Origin of the sequence: Aphanothece hegewaldii CCALA 016, from assembly GCF_003007785.1 — a bacterium.
Taxonomy (GTDB): Bacteria; Cyanobacteriota; Cyanobacteriia; order Cyanobacteriales; family Microcystaceae; genus Chroococcus; species Chroococcus hegewaldii.
Genome location: NZ_PXOH01000037.1, coordinates 14,216 through 32,525, shown reverse-complemented (window position 1 = coordinate 32,525; position 18,310 = coordinate 14,216). Strand labels below are relative to the sequence as shown.

Sequence of the window (18,310 nt, the reverse complement as noted above, 5' to 3'; positions counted from 1 at the left end):
TGATTTTCTAACAGATTTTTGGTATACTCAATGTATAAACACGTTTTTTTGACTATGATTACTCAAAAAGTAAGTATGTGGGGAAACTCACTAGGTGTTAGGCTTCCACAGGCTATTATTCAACAAGTAGGCTGGAAAGAAGGAGCTTTAGTTACTATTTCTGTTGAAAACGATCAAATTATTCTATCTCCAGCGAAACCTAAATATACTCTTGAAGAATTACTTAAAAACGTAACACCCCAAATGCAGCACGACGAGGTAGATTTTGGAGATCCTGTAGGAGAAGAAATTTGGTAAAAATTGAGGGACGTATTCCTGAGAGAGGGGATATTATTCGACTGCAACTAGATCCTCGCACGGGTAGCGAACAAGCTGGTTATCGTCCTGCAATAGTGATTTCTCCATTCGCATACAATCAAGTTTCAAAACTTATCTTAATCTGTCCAATTACGAGTCGTCAGAAAAGTTGGTCTTTTGAAGTAGAGTTACCTGATCTTATGCAAACTTATGGAGTTATATTAGTCGATCAGATTAGAACCGTTGACTGTGATGCTCGAAAAGCAACTTTTATTGAAAAAGCACCTTTAGAGTTAATTAATGAAGTTTTAGGCAAATTAGGAACTCTTGTGAGTTGAATGGTATAGATTAGGATTAGTAAAAGGTGGAAATCTATGAAAGCTTCTGAATTTGATAAAAAATTTGATGATGGTGAAGATATTATCGAATATTTAGATTTATCTCAAGCGAAACGACCACAATTCAATCAAATTAACCTTGATTTACCGAATTGGATGGTAGAGAAAATCGAGCAAGAGGCAACTAGACAAGGGTTAACTCAGCAAGCTATTCTCCAAAATTGGATTGCAGAAAAATTAGAACAACTACAAGCTTAAACTCTCATCCAAACCCTTTCTTACTCTTTTTCGGTTTTTCGGAAATGATTTGTTTTTGATGGGTGGGAACTTCGGCTAAGGCTTGATCTGGCAATACATATGAACTAGCAATTAATTGTTCATCCCAATCGATTATTTCAGGAAAGCGAATACCTTGTAATATTTGTACTGCGAAGATTTCTTGTACTGCATCCTCAAACTTCAAAAACGCTAATGTTTCTCCAGTTTCGATATTTATTACCCAAACCCCGCAAGTTCTTTCGGTGAGTCTTTCAGTCAAAGGAATACCACTAAATACTACTGTTTCTCGCACTTGAGATAAACCAATAAACGCTAATTTTCCACAAAAATCGATACCCCGTGTAAATCCTGGTAAAGTTGCGATCGTTTCTAATTTCCCTGTATTGCGATCGACTTTCGCTAAACTGCCATTACCCGATTCTAATACCCACAGATGACCATTATACCATCTAGGAGAATGTGGCATTGATAAACCTTGGGTAATTAATTCTTGGGTTTCTACGTCGATTAAAACCCCTCCGTTTGCCTTCTTTTCTCGCCATCCATTTAAGATATCTGTAGTGCCTAAAGCGGTGACATATTTCGGTTGATTGTCTACCATTCCTAAACCATTCAAGTGACATCGATCTTCAGGAGAATAAGCGGTAACAAATTTTGGTCGCCAACGGGGTACAAAACTATATTCAGGATCTAGTGTACACAAACAAGAAAAACGAGTATTAACAAACCATAGTTCATCATTTGCCCAAGCCATTTCATGTATATCAATATCCCCCGTCACTTGACAACTGCGGAGTAAATAACAAGCGTCATGTTTTCCCTGTGGTTCAATTTTTGCCGCCACAGCAGGGACATTTTTAAGTTGCAAAATCTGAGAATTTGTTCCAATGGCTAAACGATTTTGATCACCCGCTAAACCCATCGGTTTATTAAAGACACGAAAGTGTGTATTAATTACATTTCCATCAGCACGCAAAGCAATCAGTTTACCCGCTTGATAAGTAGAAACTACTAAAGAAATCCCAAAATGATTCAAAATTTGAGGAAAATTAGAAGTATGAATACTCCGTAATGGTGCATTTTCGGGGTTAGACTGTGGAGATTGGGTCATTGATTTAGAAGAAAAAGTGCTTTTTTTTAGAATAGCTGACAAGAATGTTTTTTAGAAAAATTTCATTATTTAATCAAGGTCTGTAAATTTTTTTATAAAAACACTTGACAATATATATATATATATATATTATGGCTCTCAAAATCTCCCTAACCAAAACAGAATTTATTAAACTAATTATCCCCTTAAAAACATGGCACTTTTTAACGTTACCAATCTTTTTGATTCTGGTATCGGAAGCTTGCGTCAAGCAATTTTGGACGCGAATTCCACCGCAGGAGACGACGAAATTCAGTTTAGTTCGATTAGTGGTACGATTACTTTAACCAGCGGAGAATTAAATATTACTGATTCTCTAACGATTAATGGCATCGGTGCAGATTTACTAACTATCAGTGGCAATAATGCTAGTGAGGTTTTTGATATTGACGATGGAACATCTAATGTTATTAATGTTTATCTGAATGGGTTAACGATTTCCAATGGTTATGATTATGGGATTGTAAACCAAGACAGTTTAACGATTACTAACAGCCAAATATCAAATAATGATATTAACATTTCCAACTCTGGTGTTGTAACGCTCACCAACAGCCAAATATCAGATAGTTATAGAAGTGGCATTTCCAACTCTGGTATGATGACCATTACCAACAGCCAAATATCAGATAGTTATAGAAGTGGCATTTCCAACTCTGGTGTGATGACTATTACCAACAGCACGATTTCTGAAAATGGAAGCACATATACTAATGGTGGGGGCATTTATAATAGTGGTAAACTTACTATTACCAATACCAAGATTTCCCAAAATGTAGCTAGCTTTGGTGGTTCAGCCTTATCTCGTCGTGGCGGTGGCATTTTGAACGAAGGTGACACCACGATTATCAATAGTACGATTTCGGGTAATAGAGCAAATTATGGTGGCGGTATTGAGAGTTTAAATGGTACAGTTATCATAATTGACAGTACAATCTCAGGTAATGTGTCACGCTATGGCGGTGGCATAAATAACGGAAGTTCAAGTACTGCTATCATTAGCAATAGCACGGTTTCGGGTAATAGTGCAGATTATTATGGTGGTGGACTAAGAAGCACTGGTAAATTGATCATTACTAACAGCACGATTTCGGGTAATAAGGCATATTATTCCGATGGTGGCCTTCTCAACTTTAATAAATTGATCATTACTAACAGCATTATCGCTAATAACTCAGGGGGAGATTGTTTTAATAATGGGACAATTACTACCAACATCAACAACCTCATCGAAGATGGTAGCTGTAACCCTGCACTGTCAGGAGATCCTAACCTTGGCCCCTTACAGGATAATGGCGGCCCAACTTTTACTCAAGCTTTGCTATTGGGTAGTATTGCCATCGATGCGGGAGATAATGCAGCGATACCCCCAGATATCCTAACTGACCAACGTGGGGCAGGTTTCCCCCGTATTATTAATGGTACTGTCGATATCGGTGCCTATGAAGCGAGTCAGAATGTGCCTCCTTCTGTTCCTGAACCCTCATCTTTGTTTGGTATCATCACCCTTGGGTTAGCTGCAATTGGTTCATTGCGACGACGAAGAAAATAAGGTTTTTTGTGTGGGTAGAAAGACCAAACCCCTACAGGTTAAATTTAATAATGGTAGGGGTAAGGTGTAGAAATCCTTTTTTGACCAAATAATGATTTTAAAAGAATTTATACTTTTTATTATCTTTTTTTTTCTCAGTCTTATTTTTATTATAAAATGGCTTCGGCTTCCTTCTTCGACAGGAGGTAAATTGGATGAATATCTTAAAAGATGGGAAATATACGCACCAAAATCTTATGCTCAGATCCGAGAAACGGATGATATTGATCAAATTGCCCAGAATACTAAACTACCTATCCGAAAAATTCGCAAAATTAAAGAACATCTTTTTATTAATCAACATCAATTGGATGATGGAGTAAGATTATTTGATCCTGATCCTGTATTGCTGATGCTTGGTTTAGATTACAACGCGGAGATTTTGCTACTGAAGATATACAATTATTGGAGCATGAGTATTTTGAGGCTCGTTTTGAAGGAATTTTTCAAACAGATTATCGTACTGCACATAATGCAACGATTCGCTCCGGAAGGCTTTGGAATCCTCTTTAATTTGTTATAGTAGTTTTATTTAAGGCAAGAGAGAGTTAGATAGAATGGCATTTTATATAACTTTAACTAAAGAAAGTGAAGATGAGCAAGGTGTTATTTATCAATATGAAAGTGCGCCTGAGTATTTGGGTAAGATTTATTTTGATAAAAGTCATGGAACAATAAAAAAAATTCAATCGATTCCTGAGCATTTATTAGTTAGAGCCGAGATTAAACTCCGTCAGCATTGGCAAAAGGGGCATTTTCCCGATAAAACTTGTTGGGCTTCTTGATATACTGTTTAGCGATTAATATTAACAAGCTTACCGAAAAATTGGGTATAAAGCCCCTAGGTTTACCTAGGCTTTAAAATAATATATTGCTATACACAATTCAATCTGGTATAATTGATTTATTCTAAAAGCGTCAGCGTAAATGTTTGTTTTAGAATTTAAAGTCAAAGCTAAACAACAACAGTATCAAGCGATAAATGATGCCATTCGTACATCTCAATTTATCCGTAATAAATGCTTAAGGTATTGGATGGATAATCAAGGTGTAAATAAGTATGATTTATCGGCATACTGTAAAGTTTTAGCTCATGAGTTTAAATTTGCAAACGAGTTAAATTCTCAAGCTAGACAAGCAAGTGCTGAAAGAGCATGGTCTTCTATCTCTCGTTTTTTTGAGAATTGTAAAAAGAAGGTATCGGGCAAAAAAGCGGAAAATGCGGTCTTGGGGTCTCCCCAAGTAAAGCAATTTTCCAAGACGGGATACCCTAAATTTAAAAAGTTCTCTCGTTCAGTAGAATATAAAACGACTGGATGGAAGGTTTTAAGCCCTAAGACCATTAACTTTAGTGACAAAAAAGGGATTGGAACCCTTAAGTTAAAAGGTAGTTGGGATTTGGGATACTTTAATGAGTCTGACATCAAAAGAGTTAGACTTCTAAGAAAAGCTGATGGGTACTATTGTCAATTTGTTCTATCGGTTGAGGTCAAAGAAGAAGTTAAGCCGTCAGGTAAGTGTATAGGGTTAGATGTTGGATTATCCTCTTTCTATACTGATAATGAGGGAAATAAAATTGATAACCCTAAATTCTTAAGAAAGTCAGAAAAGTCCCTAAAAAAACTGGCACGGCGATTATCTAAAAAGAAAAAAGGGTCAAATAATCGCAAGAAAGCACGGGCTAGATTAGCCAAAGTTCACCTTAAAGTAAGTCGGCAGCGTAAAGACTTTGCTGTAAAATTAGCAAGGTGCGTAGTTCACTTCTCAGATGTGATAGCCTACGAGGATTTAAGAGTTAAGAACTTGGTAAAAAATCATTGTTTGGCTAAAAGTATTAACGACGCGGCATGGTATCAGTTTAGAGAATGGGTAGAGTACTTTGGGGTTAAATTTGGCAAAATAACAATTGCCGTGCCTCCACAATATACCTCTCAAAATTGTTCAAGTTGTGGGAATATCGTAAAGAAAACTCTATCTACTCGCACTCATATTTGTAAATGTAGTTGTGTATTGGATAGGGATGAAAATGCCGCTATTAATATTTTGAAAAATGGATTAAGTACCGTAGGGCATACGGGATCTAAAGCTTGGGGAGAGAATGCCTCTACTTTGATGGAAGAAATTTTGTCAAAGCAAGTAATCTTCGTGAACCAAGAATCTCCGCCGCAGATCGGCGTGAGAGTGTCAAAGATAGCTTGGCCGTGACGATCCCAAAAAATAGTACAGATACGCTTGTAATCTCCTCCTCGATCTTCACCAAAACTGTCATTTTAAGATTACACTTGTATTACTGATAGATCTAAAGGAGATTCATTCCATGCGTACATTAACACGTGCTACCACAACTGATATGGAAGTCACTAGCATTCGTCTAGAAAAAGCACTCAAAGATAAGTTAAAAGAATTATCGGGCAATCAGGGCTATCAAGCAATGATACGTGATATTCTCTGGAACTTTGTTCATCAACGATCGGGTGATTATCGACCACAATTTTGTAAAGCTGATATTCGTGCTACCATTGACGCTACAGCGAAAAAGGATGAAAGTTGCGCTTTGACGGGCAAATTAATTTTAGAAGATGAACCGATGCTGTTAGGACTGACGATACATGGTGATTTTGTCCCTTTGAGTGTGGATAGCGTAGAAAATTAACCTCACCCTAGCCCTCTCCTATGAGGAGAGGGAACTATGAGGTATAATTCAATCCACCAAAGAATATTGATCTTTTTCTCTCCCAATGGCATAACGAAGCGAAGATATTAACCCTTTATTAGAATAACCCAAAAAGATGACAAGAGCGATCGCCGCAAAACTTCCCGCAATCATAAATAATTCTTCGTATTCTATCGCAAATGCCCCCAGAATTGGTGCAGCAAGCGCACCCCCTACATCAAACCCACTGGTACAAATCGCAAAAACTCGACCTCTTTCCATAGCATAAGATCGATCAGAAATCAAGGCCAAAATCATCGGAATAATAATCCCGCCACCTGCTCCTTCTAGAATAGCCGATAACATCAGCATGGTCGGATTTTTGGCTATTGAGAGTAACAGCATTGATAACCCATAACAAATGATGCTAAATGTAATAAAAATACCCCGACCAAAACGATCTCCGGCTCTGCCTGATAAAATACGAGAGGTAAAACTTGCGATCGCTGCTGTGGTATAAAATAAACCTGCACTAAAATCGATCTGACTTTGACGCAGATACAAAGGTAGAAATGTGACTAAAACCCCAAATAATAGCCCAATTAAGAATAAAATCAGGGTAGGAACTAAAATAGCACGATCAAATAATATTGCTTTTAGACTCCGATTAATTCCTTCAAACTGACTTTTTTCTTGCTCACTGATGACAGGTGGTCGGCCTGCTGTTATACAATTGGCCAATATAAAAGATAATAATCCTGCTGTTGCTGAAAATAAAAACAACGCTTGATAGCCCAGATCTTCCTCTATAAAACTTCCTAATGCAGGGCCAATAGCCATCCCGACTGGAACGACTAAACTCATATAACCAATGATCTCGCCGCGTTGTTTAATGGGAGATAGATCGACAACTAAAGCACTATATCCTGTGGTAAATGCTGCGATCGCCACACCATGAAAAGCGCGTACACTGATTAAAGGATAGACCGATTTAATCAATAAATAACCAAAAGGTGCAATACCAGCGACAATAGTACCGATTAAAATAACTAATTTACGGCTACGTCTATCGGCTAATTTTCCTAACCAAACACGAGAAGCGAGTAACCCAATAGCAAAGCTTCCCATTACTAAACCAATTTCTTGTTTACTTCCGCCGAGATCTTCTATATAAGCGGGTAAGGTGGGCAATAAATTAGTAATACTAATCCAAAATAATAAGCCTGTAGCAAAAAGAATTAAGAGATTTTGTAAACTTTTAGAATCGATCGTTTTAAATATTTTAAGAGCTTTCATTCAAAAAAAGGTGAAAGGCATGAGGAAAAAAATCACCCTTTTCTTAGGATAGTGTTTTTCTACTTGTCTTGGGGTGATCTGCGCTTAGGTTCACACCTCTGTCTTAAACAATAAGTCTACCGTGAAATGAATTTCTTACAGCTAAAGTCCGTTAAAACGGACTAAAATCATTTAGTTAGTCGGTTTCAACCGACTTTCGCTGTAAGACAGGGAATTTATTCCTTGGCGTATTTTAAATCAGGATTTAAGGTTTTTAACCTGCAAAATCTTCTTTTTTGGTGAGATGCGCTTCTAAAAACCATAGACGCATATCGATGTTACGGGAAATCTCAGTATAAAGATCCGCCGTATCTGCATCGCCTAATTCATCAGTACTATTGATCGCTTCACGAAGATGAGCCGCATACATTGCATAGCGATCGGTGAGGGCGATCAAATGTTCCATCCCATCAACTGCATCTAAAGGATATTCAGGTAAAATAGATTTCTCAGCAGCGACGCGGGCGGTTCCTAATGCGGTTGCACCCAGTGAGGTAATACGTTCCGCTACTAAGTCGATATGTCCTTCTAATTCGGTTGCTAGTAGGTCAAAAAGTTCGTGTAATTGAAAGAAATTTAGTCCTTTAACGTTCCAGTGAGCTTGTTTTGCTTGTGTTTTGAGGTCTAAAGTCGCAGCTAAGGTTTGAGAGAGAATATCAACAACTGATTTACGGACATCTTCGCTCAAATCAAGGCGTGTTTTGCGAAATTGTACAGATGATTTAGCTTTAGCTTTCAGTGTAGTAGCCATATGTGTTTCTCCTGTGTCTATTTAAAGGTTTAACAAATTCTTAAGTTAATTAACACTAAATTTTTAGGATGACAAACCATACCATAACGCTTAGAGTACTGTATTAGCCAAGCCTCTTAAGACTGATTAGGATAAGCTTTAAGCATTGAGATAAGCTTCTAATTCTTCGGAACCACCAATATGCTTACCATCTATAAAAACTTGGGGTGTTGTAGTGCGTCCACTGACAGCGCGTAACGAGACGGTTGAGGCATCCTGACCTAAAATAATCTCTTCGTATTTTAATCCTTTTTCGGTCAACATTTTCTTGGCGCGGGTACAGTAAGGACATCCGACTTTAGAAAACATGGAAACTAAAGGGCGTGCTTTCGCTGAGGCATTAATGTACCTTAGCATGGTTTCAGCATCGGAAACTTTAAAAGGATCTCCTGGTTCTTCGGGTTCAATGAACATCTTTTCAACTACCCCATCTTTAACCAGCATAGAGTAACGCCAAGACCGTTTACCAAATCCTAAATCAGCTTTATCGACTAGCATTCCCATTCCTTCGGAAAATTCACCGTTACCATCGGGAATTAGGGTTACATTATCACATTCTTGATCTTTTGCCCATTCATTCATCACAAAAGTATCATTGACTGAAATACATACGATTTCATCAACACCATTTTCTTTGAATACGGGGGCGAGTTCGTTATACCCTGGTAAGTGAGTCGTCGAACAAGTTGGGGTGAATGCACCAGGTAGCGCAAAAACAACAACGGTTTTACCCGAAAATAATTCATCACTGGTTATTTTAATCCATTCGTTGTTCTTGCGGATGGGAAAGGTAACGCTAGGTACTTTTTGTCCTTCATGATTCGGTAACATTAGCTTAACTCCTCTTTGATTAAGTCGTACTCATTCCGAGTTTATTATTTATAGTGTAGTCATAACGAGTATGACTTGTCAAGTGACTACGAGACTTTGCTAGAAGTTTAATATATTCTGGCGATGATAGAATCGAATGAAAAAGGTAAAAAGGCAATTATGGCAGAATTAACGATACAAGTCTATGATGAAGTATTAGATTTCCTGCTTAAGAGTCCCACTCCACAAGAAATCATTACTTTTAAAGTCTCACCTCAAGCTCAAAAACGTCTACAAACTTTACTCTTAAAAAATCGAGAAGCGACACTAACAGACAATGAAAACGCTGAATTAGATGTTTATGAAAAACTTGAGCATCTTATGATTTTACTTAAAGCTCGTGCTATCAGTTTAGATTTTTAATTTGTCCGTTTGCTTAAGTCATGGGAGTAAGAATAATATTACTTTCCTTCATACTCAGGATTAAATTCTTTAATTGATTCTAATGAGTATTCGGGTTCATTTTCGTCATAAGCATTATTTAATCCCGATAAAGTAATATCATTCCATACCGTAGGGGTTTGCTTTCCAAACCCTATAGAATTTAATTTGAGAAATGCTATAACTAAATCGACTAATTCAATCTTGCTATTTTTGATAACTGCCCAAAAAGTCTGTAACATAAAAATAAATTATCATTTTTAATTATTATATACTATTTAGGTTTGGAGACCAAACCCCTACCAATTATCTGTACTTATTTCAAAAAATTGTTGACAAGTTGTTTGTTGTGGACAAATATCGCATAGATTAGATTTTATTGCTGGTGGTGGTGGTGATGATGTATTTTGTTTCCATGTTATCCAATTTTGCATCTGTTGAAGTTTATGAGGAATCAGTTGATAAACCGTATTTTCTAATTCTTCCCAAGGGTAATAATATTCTTGGAAAGTTGGTAATACTTGATGTACTGATGAATTAACAGGAGTAGAAAGATTTTTAGTTTCTTTAAGCATATAACTATAAAGCGCAACTTGGGCTAATTGTGCAGCTAAATCACTGGGTTGATAGGTTTTATATTCAACAACACAATAACGACGCTTTGGGAAATCATAAATTACACTATCGAGTCTACCAATTAGTTGAATTTTATTTCCTTTAGGTAGTGTAAATAAATGAATAAGTCTAATTTCTTCAGCAGTAAAGGTTTTTTTTAATAAAACATCAGGTTTACAGAAAGAGCGATTTTTAATTAATAGAGTAACCCAATGACGAATCAGTGGAATAATACCTTGCCAAATTTGGTAATATTTATGTATTAATTTCGAGTGGTTTTGTTGAATTTCTTTTTGAAGTATGGGAAAAAAAACAAATTGATAAAATAGCTGCTGAAATTGTGCGGTAATGTCTTCTACATCTAATTTATCGGATTCAGGTACAAAAAGTATAGCAAATTGAGAATTATGTTTTGCAGTATCGATTAATTTTTCTGCTAATTGATGAAATAAAGAACCAATTCCTTTAATATGAGCAGAAGGAACAAATAAAGTTTGTCCTCGAAAATGGTAGTTTAAATAAAACAAACGAGGACATTCAAAAGCGACTCTAACTTGTGTGACACTAAAAGTTATCATCTTTTATTTTTGGAGTAATGTTTAAACAAATCAACTGTTTTTCTATTGGTTCATCAGGGTTAGTTATTATGGCTAAGTCTTGTTGACAAATTTCTTTTGTTAATTGCTGTACTTGATCAAAATTTAGTAAAAAGTTATGAGAAAAATGCTCTAAAGCTTTTTCGATTAAAGCTGGAAGACTAATAAAGTTTTGAGTTTGAATTATCTTTAGTAAATAATTTTTAATTTTCTCATTTTCTTCTTGATTACTTTCTGTTTTTATTAAATTTTCTTCTACGGTTTTTTTAATTAAACCCAAATCTAATAAAAGCTGACAATTTTCAAAAATACGAGATTGTCGCATTAAATCTTCTAATGTTGGTAAATCTATTATTTCACCTCCAATAACTAATTCTTTCGATTTTGCATCCATCATTAATTGATGATAAGTTGTCAGATAATGAATAGATGTAAGAGTTGGTTGTATATGCTTATGAGGAGATTTAAAAATACTTTTATAAATTTGATAACCTTTATTACTTGGATTTCCTAATGTCGAGTATCGTAATAAATATAAGTGATGATAAGTTTTTGCTTCAATTTCTTTTTTACAATATTTCATTACATTACAAAAATAGTTCATGTTTTGATCTTCAGTCCATATTATACAATTTTTTTCAAAAGCTTTTAAAAAACTTAGATAACCACTATTGACATTATTTGATGAAAACTTTAATGATGCTTTTGTACATTTTAAAACTTGTAAAACTTCATCTAATATTTTTAGTAATTCTAATGCCGTTAGTTGATTAACACTAATAATTTTATTTCTAGACTTTTGAAATTCATCAGGCCAAGATAATTTAAAAAGAGATAATAAATCAGGATGCGGTGTAATAATAGATAAACCATCTTTATAAGATTGATATAACTTTCGCCCAACAATTAAAACATTTCTCGGTAAAGTTTTTCCACTCGAAAAATTAATATCTATTTGCTGTTGATTTAAGGGATAAATTGAAGAATTAGGTTTAGGTTTAGCTTGTGAGTGAAGCCCAGATACTTTTAAAGTCCAAATAGCTTCTATTTGTTTTTTATTAATTGTTTTTAAGGTAATTTTTTGATGTAATCTTCCTTCTGCTAAATCAGCAGGTTGTATTCTTTTTTCGTTATCATTCCATGTGCTTGTCGGCATTGAAATAATTATTAAAAAATTCTTAACGATTTGCGTATGTATATTAGTATTGAAATTAAAAAGAGATTGCAAATCAATAAAACCAGAGGACGATAAAGGAATATTATCTAATTGATCGAAACAAAAAATAAACGGTAAATTTTCTACAGATATTCGCCCCAGATTTTCTAAAATACCTCTGGCGTAGTCTTCATTATTAATAGATGAACTTATTCTTAAATCTTTTAAATCATCTTCCGATAAATGATCACCTTTGAGCCAATCACTAGCCAGATCTGATAAACTAGGATTTAACAAATCATACAAAATACCGAAAAACTCTCTCGCATTATTTATTCCATTAGGATAAGAGTTTTTTAACTGCACTATAAATCTTTTTCTTTCCTCATTATTAAAGGATTTTTGAAACTTACTATTTTTAACAACTGGTAAATTTTTTAGCCATAATATTAACTGAGACTCACTTTGATTTGGTGGAATATAAAGAAGACTACTAATCGTTTTTCTCAGAATATGTCGCCAAAGAAACCGACTATCTACCCAAGGATCAATATAAACAAAAAAAGCTTTATTATTTAATTCTCTCTTGAGTCTTCCTAATAAATAACTTTTGCCTGAACCTGAGTCACCTAAAAGCAAAAGAGTACGACTAGAATGATCAAAAGAAACTACATCTAAATAAGATTCGATCTTTTTTATTTCCTCTAAATGGATAGACTCAATGGTTTGTTTAGTGTCTTGTTGTTCAATCCAAAAATTACCCGCTTTTAAATCTCTTTCATCAAAAGGATTGATTGATTGACAGATTAAAGAATCAATATTTACCATATAAATACCTTAGTTAACAATAATAAAAAATAGTGGCCCACCGACAGGTTGAGGAATACCTGTATCAATTTCTTCTATACTGTATGCTTTGACTTCTGCGAGAGTACTGACTTCAATTTTATCTTTCCCCTGCAAACGATAAATTGCTTGATCTAATTCTGAGCGTGATAAAGGAGGTTGTAACGCTTTCCTCAGATGAAAAATCGGTAAATAATTATTCGTACCTAACTCTTGATCTAATTGAATAATCATTTGTAAAATAGCTTCATCAGTGGGTTTTTCTTTCGGTTTCTTAGGAACCTTAGTAAAACTATTTTCCCAATTTAAAAAATAATCATTGACTTGCTGAATACACTCTAAACCTTTTTGGGTTAACCAAACCTCACAATGATTTCTTTTCTTTTTAGTCGTTGTAGAAATTAAACCCTTTTCACAAAAACTATTAATGATAGATTGACAGTCTGCTGCTTTTAAAGACTTACCCAAAAGCTTACTCGGTGTAATCTCTGAAAACTTGGCAATTTTTTTTAAGACTTTATACTCTATTTCCGAAATCAATAAATTTACGGTATTTAACTCAAGTAACCCTTGTCCTGCGGGAGTAATCTTAACTGTAGCAATCTCTCGTGTAAAATCAACTAACCCTCGTTCTCCCAATTGTTCACAAATCTGATTTTTTCCCTTAAATTTAGACCATTTTGCCAGATAAACGCGATGATGATTCGATTCATACAGTCTCAGCAGGAAATTTAAACAATCGATATTCATAAACTAAGCGATCGTAATTCATTTTCTACACTACTGGATAACTCAGCAGTTGTACTATGGTAATTTTACGGATTTTGCGCTTCATAAAATCAATGTCAAGAAAGTTCCATCTCTTGCTATGATCACATAGACTGTTCAATTCTCATTGACTACATTTGCTTAACAATTCCGTATTACTAAGACAAGTCAGAGTCTTAAATCCTCTCAATTGCGAGGATTACATTACTGATATACTGATCCGTGAGGGTCAAATTACAGCAATCACCTCCTCACTCTCAACACCAAAAGACACCGAAATCATCGAAGCACAAGGGTTAATCCTCGCACCAGGTTTAGTAGACTTATATAGTAGAAGTGGTGAACCTGGACACGAAGAACGAGAAACCCTAAAAACACTGATTGACTCAGCAACCGCAGGAGGGTTTACCCGTGTTTCCATCCTCCCGAATACCCTTCCTCCTCTCGACACCCCAGAAGTTGTTCAATCTCTCTATCAGAAAAGTCAAGCAATAACCGATAATACATCCTCTCGTCTTTCTTTTTGGGGAAATCTTACCCTCGGAGGAAAAGGGGAACAGATGACAGAGTTGGATGATTTAGCTAATGCTGATATTGTAGGATTTACGGATGGAAAACCGCTCGAAAATTTTGCCTTACTCAGAAGACTATTAGAATATCTCCAACCAATAAATAAACCTATTGCATTATTTCCCGTCAACACACTCCTCAAAGGAAATGGTGTCATTAGAGAGGGAACAGAATCTATTTTATATGGTTTACCCGGTAATCCCACTATTTCCGAAACCACTGCGATCGCTGCTATCCTAGAAATGATCGATTCAATTAGAACACCTGTACATTTAATGGGGGTTTCGACACGTCGCGGAGTCGAACTTATTAGGGACGCGAAAGCAAAAGGAATACCTGTAACTGCGAGTACCTCGTGGATGCACTTAGTGTTTAATACGGAGGACATTAAAACCTATGATCCGAACTTACACTTAGATCCTCCTCTCGGAAATGAAAGCGATCTTCTTGCATTAGTAGAAGGAGTGAAAACTGGAATAATTGATGCAATTGCGATCAATCATAGTCCATATACCTACGAAGAAAAAACCGTCCCTTTTGCAGAAGCACCCCCAGGCGCGATCGGATTAGAATTAGCATTACCGATACTCTGGGAAAAATTCGTCAAAACCGAACAATGGACAGCATTAGAACTTATACAAGCACTTAGTATCAACCCGCTTCGGTGTCTTGGAAAACAACCCACATCTATAGAACCACAAAAAAACGCGGAAGTTATTTTATTTGATCAAGAGAAACTTTGGACAGTTGATCGCCATCATCTTAAATCACGGAGTTACAATACCCCTTGGTGGGGAAAAGAAATCAGAGGACAAGTGATCAGAATTTGGAATCATCAAAATTAATTATTATGAGAACTGCTTTTTTATTTACTAAAAAAATCGGTTGGATGTTAGCACTCCTACTAATTCTTGAAGGAACCATTAACAAAACCATCGCCCAAAGTTATCCAGCTTCACCCATCGATCAACCCGTCACTCATCCAGTTTTACCTAAAATAAACCGTCCTTTATCACCTTTAGAACGTCGTCTTTTAAGAGAATCATTAGATCAAATGAATGCTGAAGCACAAGCACAATTAAACGCGGGAAATGAACCCGAAGCATTTAACATTTGGTATAAAGAATTAGCATTAAGAAGATATCTAGGGATAGAAGAAGAAATCCCCGCATTAGGACGAGTTGGGGCGATTGCTTGGAATAGAGATCGAACCGATGATGTTCGTAGTTTTACTCAACGAATTAATACACTTCAAGTAGATACAGAAACCAAAGGACAATTAACCCCCGAAACCCTACCGATTTATGCTCAAGCGTATCAAGAATTACATAGTCTTGATGATTCTTTAGATATTTATCAAAAGATGTTAGCTAATGCTCGTCAAAGCGGTGATAAAGTAGCAGAAGAAGAATTATTAAATAAAATTGGTGAATTACATTTATCGCGTTTTGAATATCCAAAAGCTGCGCCCATTTATGAAGAATTATTAGATATTGTACAAGCGCGATCGGATTCTCTAAAAGAAGGAATTTATCTGCAAAAATTAGCCGAAATTTATCGAGAAATTCTACAGCCTGCTAATTCTGTTAAATATAAAGAAGAATTAGTAACTAATTATTTAAAAAATCAACAATTACAAGAATTACCTAACCTAAAAATCTCGATTGGGGAAGATTATGAGGCGTTAAATCAACCCGAAAAAGCCAGCCAAAGCTATCAAGAAGCTTATTCTTTGGCTTGGTCACTTTTACAATTTGGTACAGCAGGGCAAGCTTTAACTAAACTCGGAAAATTATATGAGAATAGTCAACAATATGATTTAGCTCTACAAATCTATCAAGAATTAATTAAAGTACAGCAAAGAGGTTATGATTATTATGGTTTGATGGGTACTTATGATCTAATTGGAGAAATTTATCTCATTCAAAAAAATCAACCTCAAGCCTTAAATTCATTTCAAAAAGCTTTAGAATTAGCCAAATCAATTAGCTACAAAGAAGAATATTTTACTAATAAAATTGTTCAAATCAACTCACCGCCAACACCAAGCCCTCAACCTTCGCCTTAAATTAAAAACGAATAAAGTGGGACTCGCCCACTTAAAATCCTCTTTAACTAAACTTTTCTAACACGACTTGTCCTAATTTGAATAGCTCAAATGTAATGAACAAACTCAAAATCACTGTAACTAGCTGATTTAAAATTGGGATATTATCCTTACCCAAAAGTGCCGCAGCAAATTTAATAATAACCAAAAGTGCAGCAGCGATTACCAAAATTTTTAGTACAATCATATTATTATCTCCGAAGTTTAAGAGTAACCACTTGCTTTGTGACTCGCTCAAGCAGAATAATAACTCTCGTAATGTTTTTAGAATATCACCATCTTTGAAGTGCTTGCTATTTATCCCGGTAGTTTTGATCCAATAACATTAGGACACCTAGACGTAATCGAACGAGGTGTTAAGATGTTTGAACAGGTAGTGGTCGCTGTTCTCTATAATCCTGAAAAAAAAGCCGTCTTTTCCGTCGAAAAACGAATCGAACAAATTCGCTGGTGTACCCAACATCTCCCCAACGTAGAGGTTGATAGTTTTGTCGGTCTGACGGTAGAATATGCTAAATTACGACAAGCCAATGTTTTACTCAGAGGCTTAAGAGTATTATCCGACTTTGAAAAAGAATTACAAATGGCTCATACTAATAAAACGCTTTGGAGTGGTATTGAAACGGTCTTTCTGGCAACTAACAAAGAATATAGTTTTCTCAGCAGTAGTGTCGTCAAAGAAATTGCTCGCTTTGGTGGTTCTGTTACTCATTTAGTTCCCGAAAATGTGGCATCAGACCTCCACCTATATTACAGTTAATGTACGAGATCGTTTGCTTCTCCTAATTAACAATTTACCTATGGCACGTAAAAACACATCTTCTCGCAAGGGAGCAGATTCCACCAATCATAATCATTCTGGCTATAGTCATAAGATCGAGCCAGATGTTTATCAGGAGTTAGCGCGACTCCAAGAAATGATTTATGATAGCTTTCATATTCCGATGACTCGCTGGACAGTTATTGATGAAGGAAAAATTCTTGACCAACTTGAACTTATTAGCGATAACGTGCCAGAGGCTATAAATCGCGCTATAGCTATTATCGAAAAAGAACAAGAAATCATAACCGATGCTGAAGCTTATGCTCAACAAATTGTACAATCTGCTCAACAAAAAGCTAGTTTAATATTAGATCAGACAGGGATTGTTCAACAAGCGGAGTATCAAGCAAGTCAAATTCGTGAGCAAGTTCAGCTTGAATGTGAGGCCTATCAACAACAAACTCGATCTGAAGTTGAGCAGATGCGTCGCAGTGTGACACAGGAATTAGAGCAAATTCGTCACCAAACTTTTGCTGAATGCGAAGCCATTCAAAACGACGCGGATCAATATGCGGATGCTGTTTTAATTCATCTTGAAGAACAATTAGACGATATGTTGCGAGTCGTTCGCAATGGACGCGCACAAATTCGGCAAAATTCCTTACCCGATGAACCCCCACCAAAAAACTTACCTGAAGGAAATGGACACAACTAAATAAGACAACAGCAAAACCTGTTCGTCAAGAATATTATGAGAAGCTTAATGTAACAAAATTTCTTAAAAAACTTTTTTTTGGCACGAAATGGCAAAAAATCTTTTTGTAAAAAAGGTAGAACTATTTGAATTAGTTCAAAGGAGGAGATAACTTTTATCGATAAGCTCTACTGTTTCAACCACAAAACAACTTCTTGCTATGTGGGCTTTAGTGGCATTGCAAAGTATCGACAAAATCCTTACGGATAGAAATATTAAGCAAATTTTTATGAAAGCTGCTGTATTTAATTATACACAAATATTTTTAATTAATATCTTGTTTAAGTAATGTTACTAAATAATGATTTTTATACTTCATCATATTTTAAAATTTCTTAATATAATCCTTAGTGCTTGACGTGTACTGTATACTTTATAGAAAAGTAAATTTTTTAGTTGGGTTGGTTTGGAATTAAAAAATCATACAAAAAAAAAATAATCAAGGCTATTT

The 18,310-nt window shown here is 35.5% G+C and carries 22 protein-coding genes; 13 read left to right on the top strand and 9 right to left on the bottom strand.

Going from position 1 to position 18,310, the window contains the following annotated elements; translation table 11 throughout:
- Nucleotides 1-54: 54 nt before the first annotated feature.
- The 3 genes from C7H19_RS21575 to brnA are packed head-to-tail and all read left to right on the top strand — an operon-like array spanning nucleotide 55 to nucleotide 893.
- Nucleotides 55-297, top strand: coding sequence for an AbrB/MazE/SpoVT family DNA-binding domain-containing protein (locus C7H19_RS21575; protein WP_106458997.1), 243 nt, complete (start codon nucleotides 55-57; stop codon nucleotides 295-297).
- Nucleotides 291-635: a type II toxin-antitoxin system PemK/MazF family toxin gene (locus tag C7H19_RS21570; protein ID WP_106458984.1), complete on the top strand. Its 345-nt coding sequence runs from the start codon at nucleotides 291-293 to the stop codon at nucleotides 633-635. The genes C7H19_RS21575 and C7H19_RS21570 overlap by 7 nt, the downstream gene beginning before the upstream one ends.
- 36 nt (nucleotides 636-671) lie before the next feature.
- The gene (brnA, locus tag C7H19_RS21565) at nucleotides 672-893 is read left to right on the top strand and encodes a type II toxin-antitoxin system BrnA family antitoxin (protein ID WP_106458983.1); all 222 of its coding nucleotides are present in this window, start codon (nucleotides 672-674) and stop codon (nucleotides 891-893) included.
- Between the two features lie 4 nt (nucleotides 894-897).
- Here the strand turns inward: brnA and C7H19_RS21560 are convergent, their stop codons facing one another.
- Entirely contained in the window at nucleotides 898-2,025 is a 1,128-nt protein-coding gene (locus tag C7H19_RS21560; protein WP_106458982.1) for a TIGR03032 family protein, read from the bottom strand.
- 193 nt (nucleotides 2,026-2,218) lie between these two features.
- Between C7H19_RS21560 and C7H19_RS21555 the strand changes: the two genes are divergently transcribed.
- From C7H19_RS21555 to C7H19_RS21535, 5 genes are all read left to right on the top strand, one after another.
- The gene (locus C7H19_RS21555; protein WP_106458981.1) at nucleotides 2,219-3,616 is read left to right on the top strand and encodes a choice-of-anchor Q domain-containing protein; all 1,398 of its coding nucleotides are present in this window, start codon (nucleotides 2,219-2,221) and stop codon (nucleotides 3,614-3,616) included.
- A gap of 190 nt (nucleotides 3,617-3,806) precedes the next feature.
- The gene (locus C7H19_RS21550) at nucleotides 3,807-4,178 is read left to right on the top strand and encodes a hypothetical protein (RefSeq protein WP_219907713.1); all 372 of its coding nucleotides are present in this window, start codon (nucleotides 3,807-3,809) and stop codon (nucleotides 4,176-4,178) included.
- 34 nt (nucleotides 4,179-4,212) lie between these two features.
- Complete coding sequence (locus tag C7H19_RS21545; protein WP_106458980.1) at nucleotides 4,213-4,440, top strand: hypothetical protein; 228 nt, start codon at nucleotides 4,213-4,215, stop codon at nucleotides 4,438-4,440.
- Nucleotides 4,441-4,582: 142 nt separating this feature from the next.
- Nucleotides 4,583-5,860: an RNA-guided endonuclease InsQ/TnpB family protein gene (locus C7H19_RS21540; RefSeq protein WP_106458979.1), complete on the top strand. Its 1,278-nt coding sequence runs from the start codon at nucleotides 4,583-4,585 to the stop codon at nucleotides 5,858-5,860.
- Nucleotides 5,861-5,972: 112 nt separating this feature from the next.
- Nucleotides 5,973-6,308, top strand: coding sequence for a hypothetical protein (locus C7H19_RS21535; RefSeq protein WP_106458978.1), 336 nt, complete (start codon nucleotides 5,973-5,975; stop codon nucleotides 6,306-6,308).
- A 48-nt stretch (nucleotides 6,309-6,356) separates the two neighbouring features.
- On the opposite strand, the gene C7H19_RS21530 is transcribed toward C7H19_RS21535, so the two are convergent.
- The 3 genes from C7H19_RS21530 to C7H19_RS21520 all read right to left on the bottom strand — a co-directional run bounded on the left by C7H19_RS21530 (nucleotide 6,357) and on the right by C7H19_RS21520 (nucleotide 9,264).
- Nucleotides 6,357-7,604 (bottom strand): MFS transporter, encoded by a 1,248-nt coding sequence (locus tag C7H19_RS21530; RefSeq protein WP_106458977.1) that lies wholly within the window; start codon nucleotides 7,602-7,604, stop codon nucleotides 6,357-6,359.
- 253 nt (nucleotides 7,605-7,857) lie between these two features.
- Entirely contained in the window at nucleotides 7,858-8,394 is a 537-nt protein-coding gene (gene dps, locus C7H19_RS21525) for a DNA starvation/stationary phase protection protein Dps (protein ID WP_106458976.1), read from the bottom strand.
- Nucleotides 8,395-8,532: 138 nt separating this feature from the next.
- The gene (locus C7H19_RS21520) at nucleotides 8,533-9,264 is read right to left on the bottom strand and encodes a glutathione peroxidase (protein WP_106458975.1); all 732 of its coding nucleotides are present in this window, start codon (nucleotides 9,262-9,264) and stop codon (nucleotides 8,533-8,535) included.
- A 123-nt stretch (nucleotides 9,265-9,387) separates the two neighbouring features.
- Between C7H19_RS21520 and C7H19_RS21515 the strand changes: the two genes are divergently transcribed.
- Nucleotides 9,388-9,666, top strand: a complete 279-nt coding sequence (locus tag C7H19_RS21515; protein WP_219907712.1) for a hypothetical protein — start codon at nucleotides 9,388-9,390, stop codon at nucleotides 9,664-9,666.
- 38 nt (nucleotides 9,667-9,704) lie between these two features.
- On the opposite strand, the gene C7H19_RS21510 is transcribed toward C7H19_RS21515, so the two are convergent.
- From C7H19_RS21510 to C7H19_RS21495, 4 genes are read right to left on the bottom strand one after another with little or no spacing between them, the layout of a single operon-like run.
- Nucleotides 9,705-9,926: a glycosyl hydrolase family 31 gene (locus C7H19_RS21510; RefSeq protein ID WP_106458974.1), complete on the bottom strand. Its 222-nt coding sequence runs from the start codon at nucleotides 9,924-9,926 to the stop codon at nucleotides 9,705-9,707.
- Between the two features lie 57 nt (nucleotides 9,927-9,983).
- A complete protein-coding gene (locus C7H19_RS21505; protein ID WP_106458973.1) occupies nucleotides 9,984-10,877 on the bottom strand; it encodes a PD-(D/E)XK nuclease family protein in 894 nt (297 codons plus the stop codon).
- Nucleotides 10,864-12,879 (bottom strand): ATP-binding protein, encoded by a 2,016-nt coding sequence (locus C7H19_RS21500; protein ID WP_106458972.1) that lies wholly within the window; start codon nucleotides 12,877-12,879, stop codon nucleotides 10,864-10,866. The genes C7H19_RS21505 and C7H19_RS21500 overlap by 14 nt, the downstream gene beginning before the upstream one ends.
- Before the next feature lie 9 nt (nucleotides 12,880-12,888).
- Nucleotides 12,889-13,647 (bottom strand): transcription factor RcaD, encoded by a 759-nt coding sequence (locus C7H19_RS21495; protein WP_106458971.1) that lies wholly within the window; start codon nucleotides 13,645-13,647, stop codon nucleotides 12,889-12,891.
- Nucleotides 13,648-13,802: 155 nt separating this feature from the next.
- Here C7H19_RS21495 and C7H19_RS21490 point away from each other — a divergent pair, with 155 nt between their 5' ends.
- Complete coding sequence (locus tag C7H19_RS21490) at nucleotides 13,803-15,080, top strand: dihydroorotase (RefSeq protein WP_106458970.1); 1,278 nt, start codon at nucleotides 13,803-13,805, stop codon at nucleotides 15,078-15,080.
- 5 nt (nucleotides 15,081-15,085) lie between these two features.
- The gene (locus C7H19_RS21485; RefSeq protein ID WP_181280703.1) at nucleotides 15,086-16,303 is read left to right on the top strand and encodes a tetratricopeptide repeat protein; all 1,218 of its coding nucleotides are present in this window, start codon (nucleotides 15,086-15,088) and stop codon (nucleotides 16,301-16,303) included.
- Between the two features lie 43 nt (nucleotides 16,304-16,346).
- Here C7H19_RS21485 and C7H19_RS21480 read toward each other — a convergent pair whose 3' ends face one another.
- Nucleotides 16,347-16,529: a hypothetical protein gene (locus C7H19_RS21480; protein ID WP_106458969.1), complete on the bottom strand. Its 183-nt coding sequence runs from the start codon at nucleotides 16,527-16,529 to the stop codon at nucleotides 16,347-16,349.
- Between the two features lie 99 nt (nucleotides 16,530-16,628).
- Here C7H19_RS21480 and coaD point away from each other — a divergent pair, with 99 nt between their 5' ends.
- Together coaD and C7H19_RS21470 are read left to right on the top strand one after the other, a co-directional pair.
- Nucleotides 16,629-17,102 (top strand): pantetheine-phosphate adenylyltransferase, encoded by a 474-nt coding sequence (gene coaD / locus C7H19_RS21475; RefSeq protein WP_106458968.1) that lies wholly within the window; start codon nucleotides 16,629-16,631, stop codon nucleotides 17,100-17,102.
- Between the two features lie 40 nt (nucleotides 17,103-17,142).
- Nucleotides 17,143-17,820, top strand: a complete 678-nt coding sequence (locus tag C7H19_RS21470) for an ATP synthase subunit B family protein (protein ID WP_106458967.1) — start codon at nucleotides 17,143-17,145, stop codon at nucleotides 17,818-17,820.
- Nucleotides 17,821-18,310: the final 490 nt, after the last annotated feature.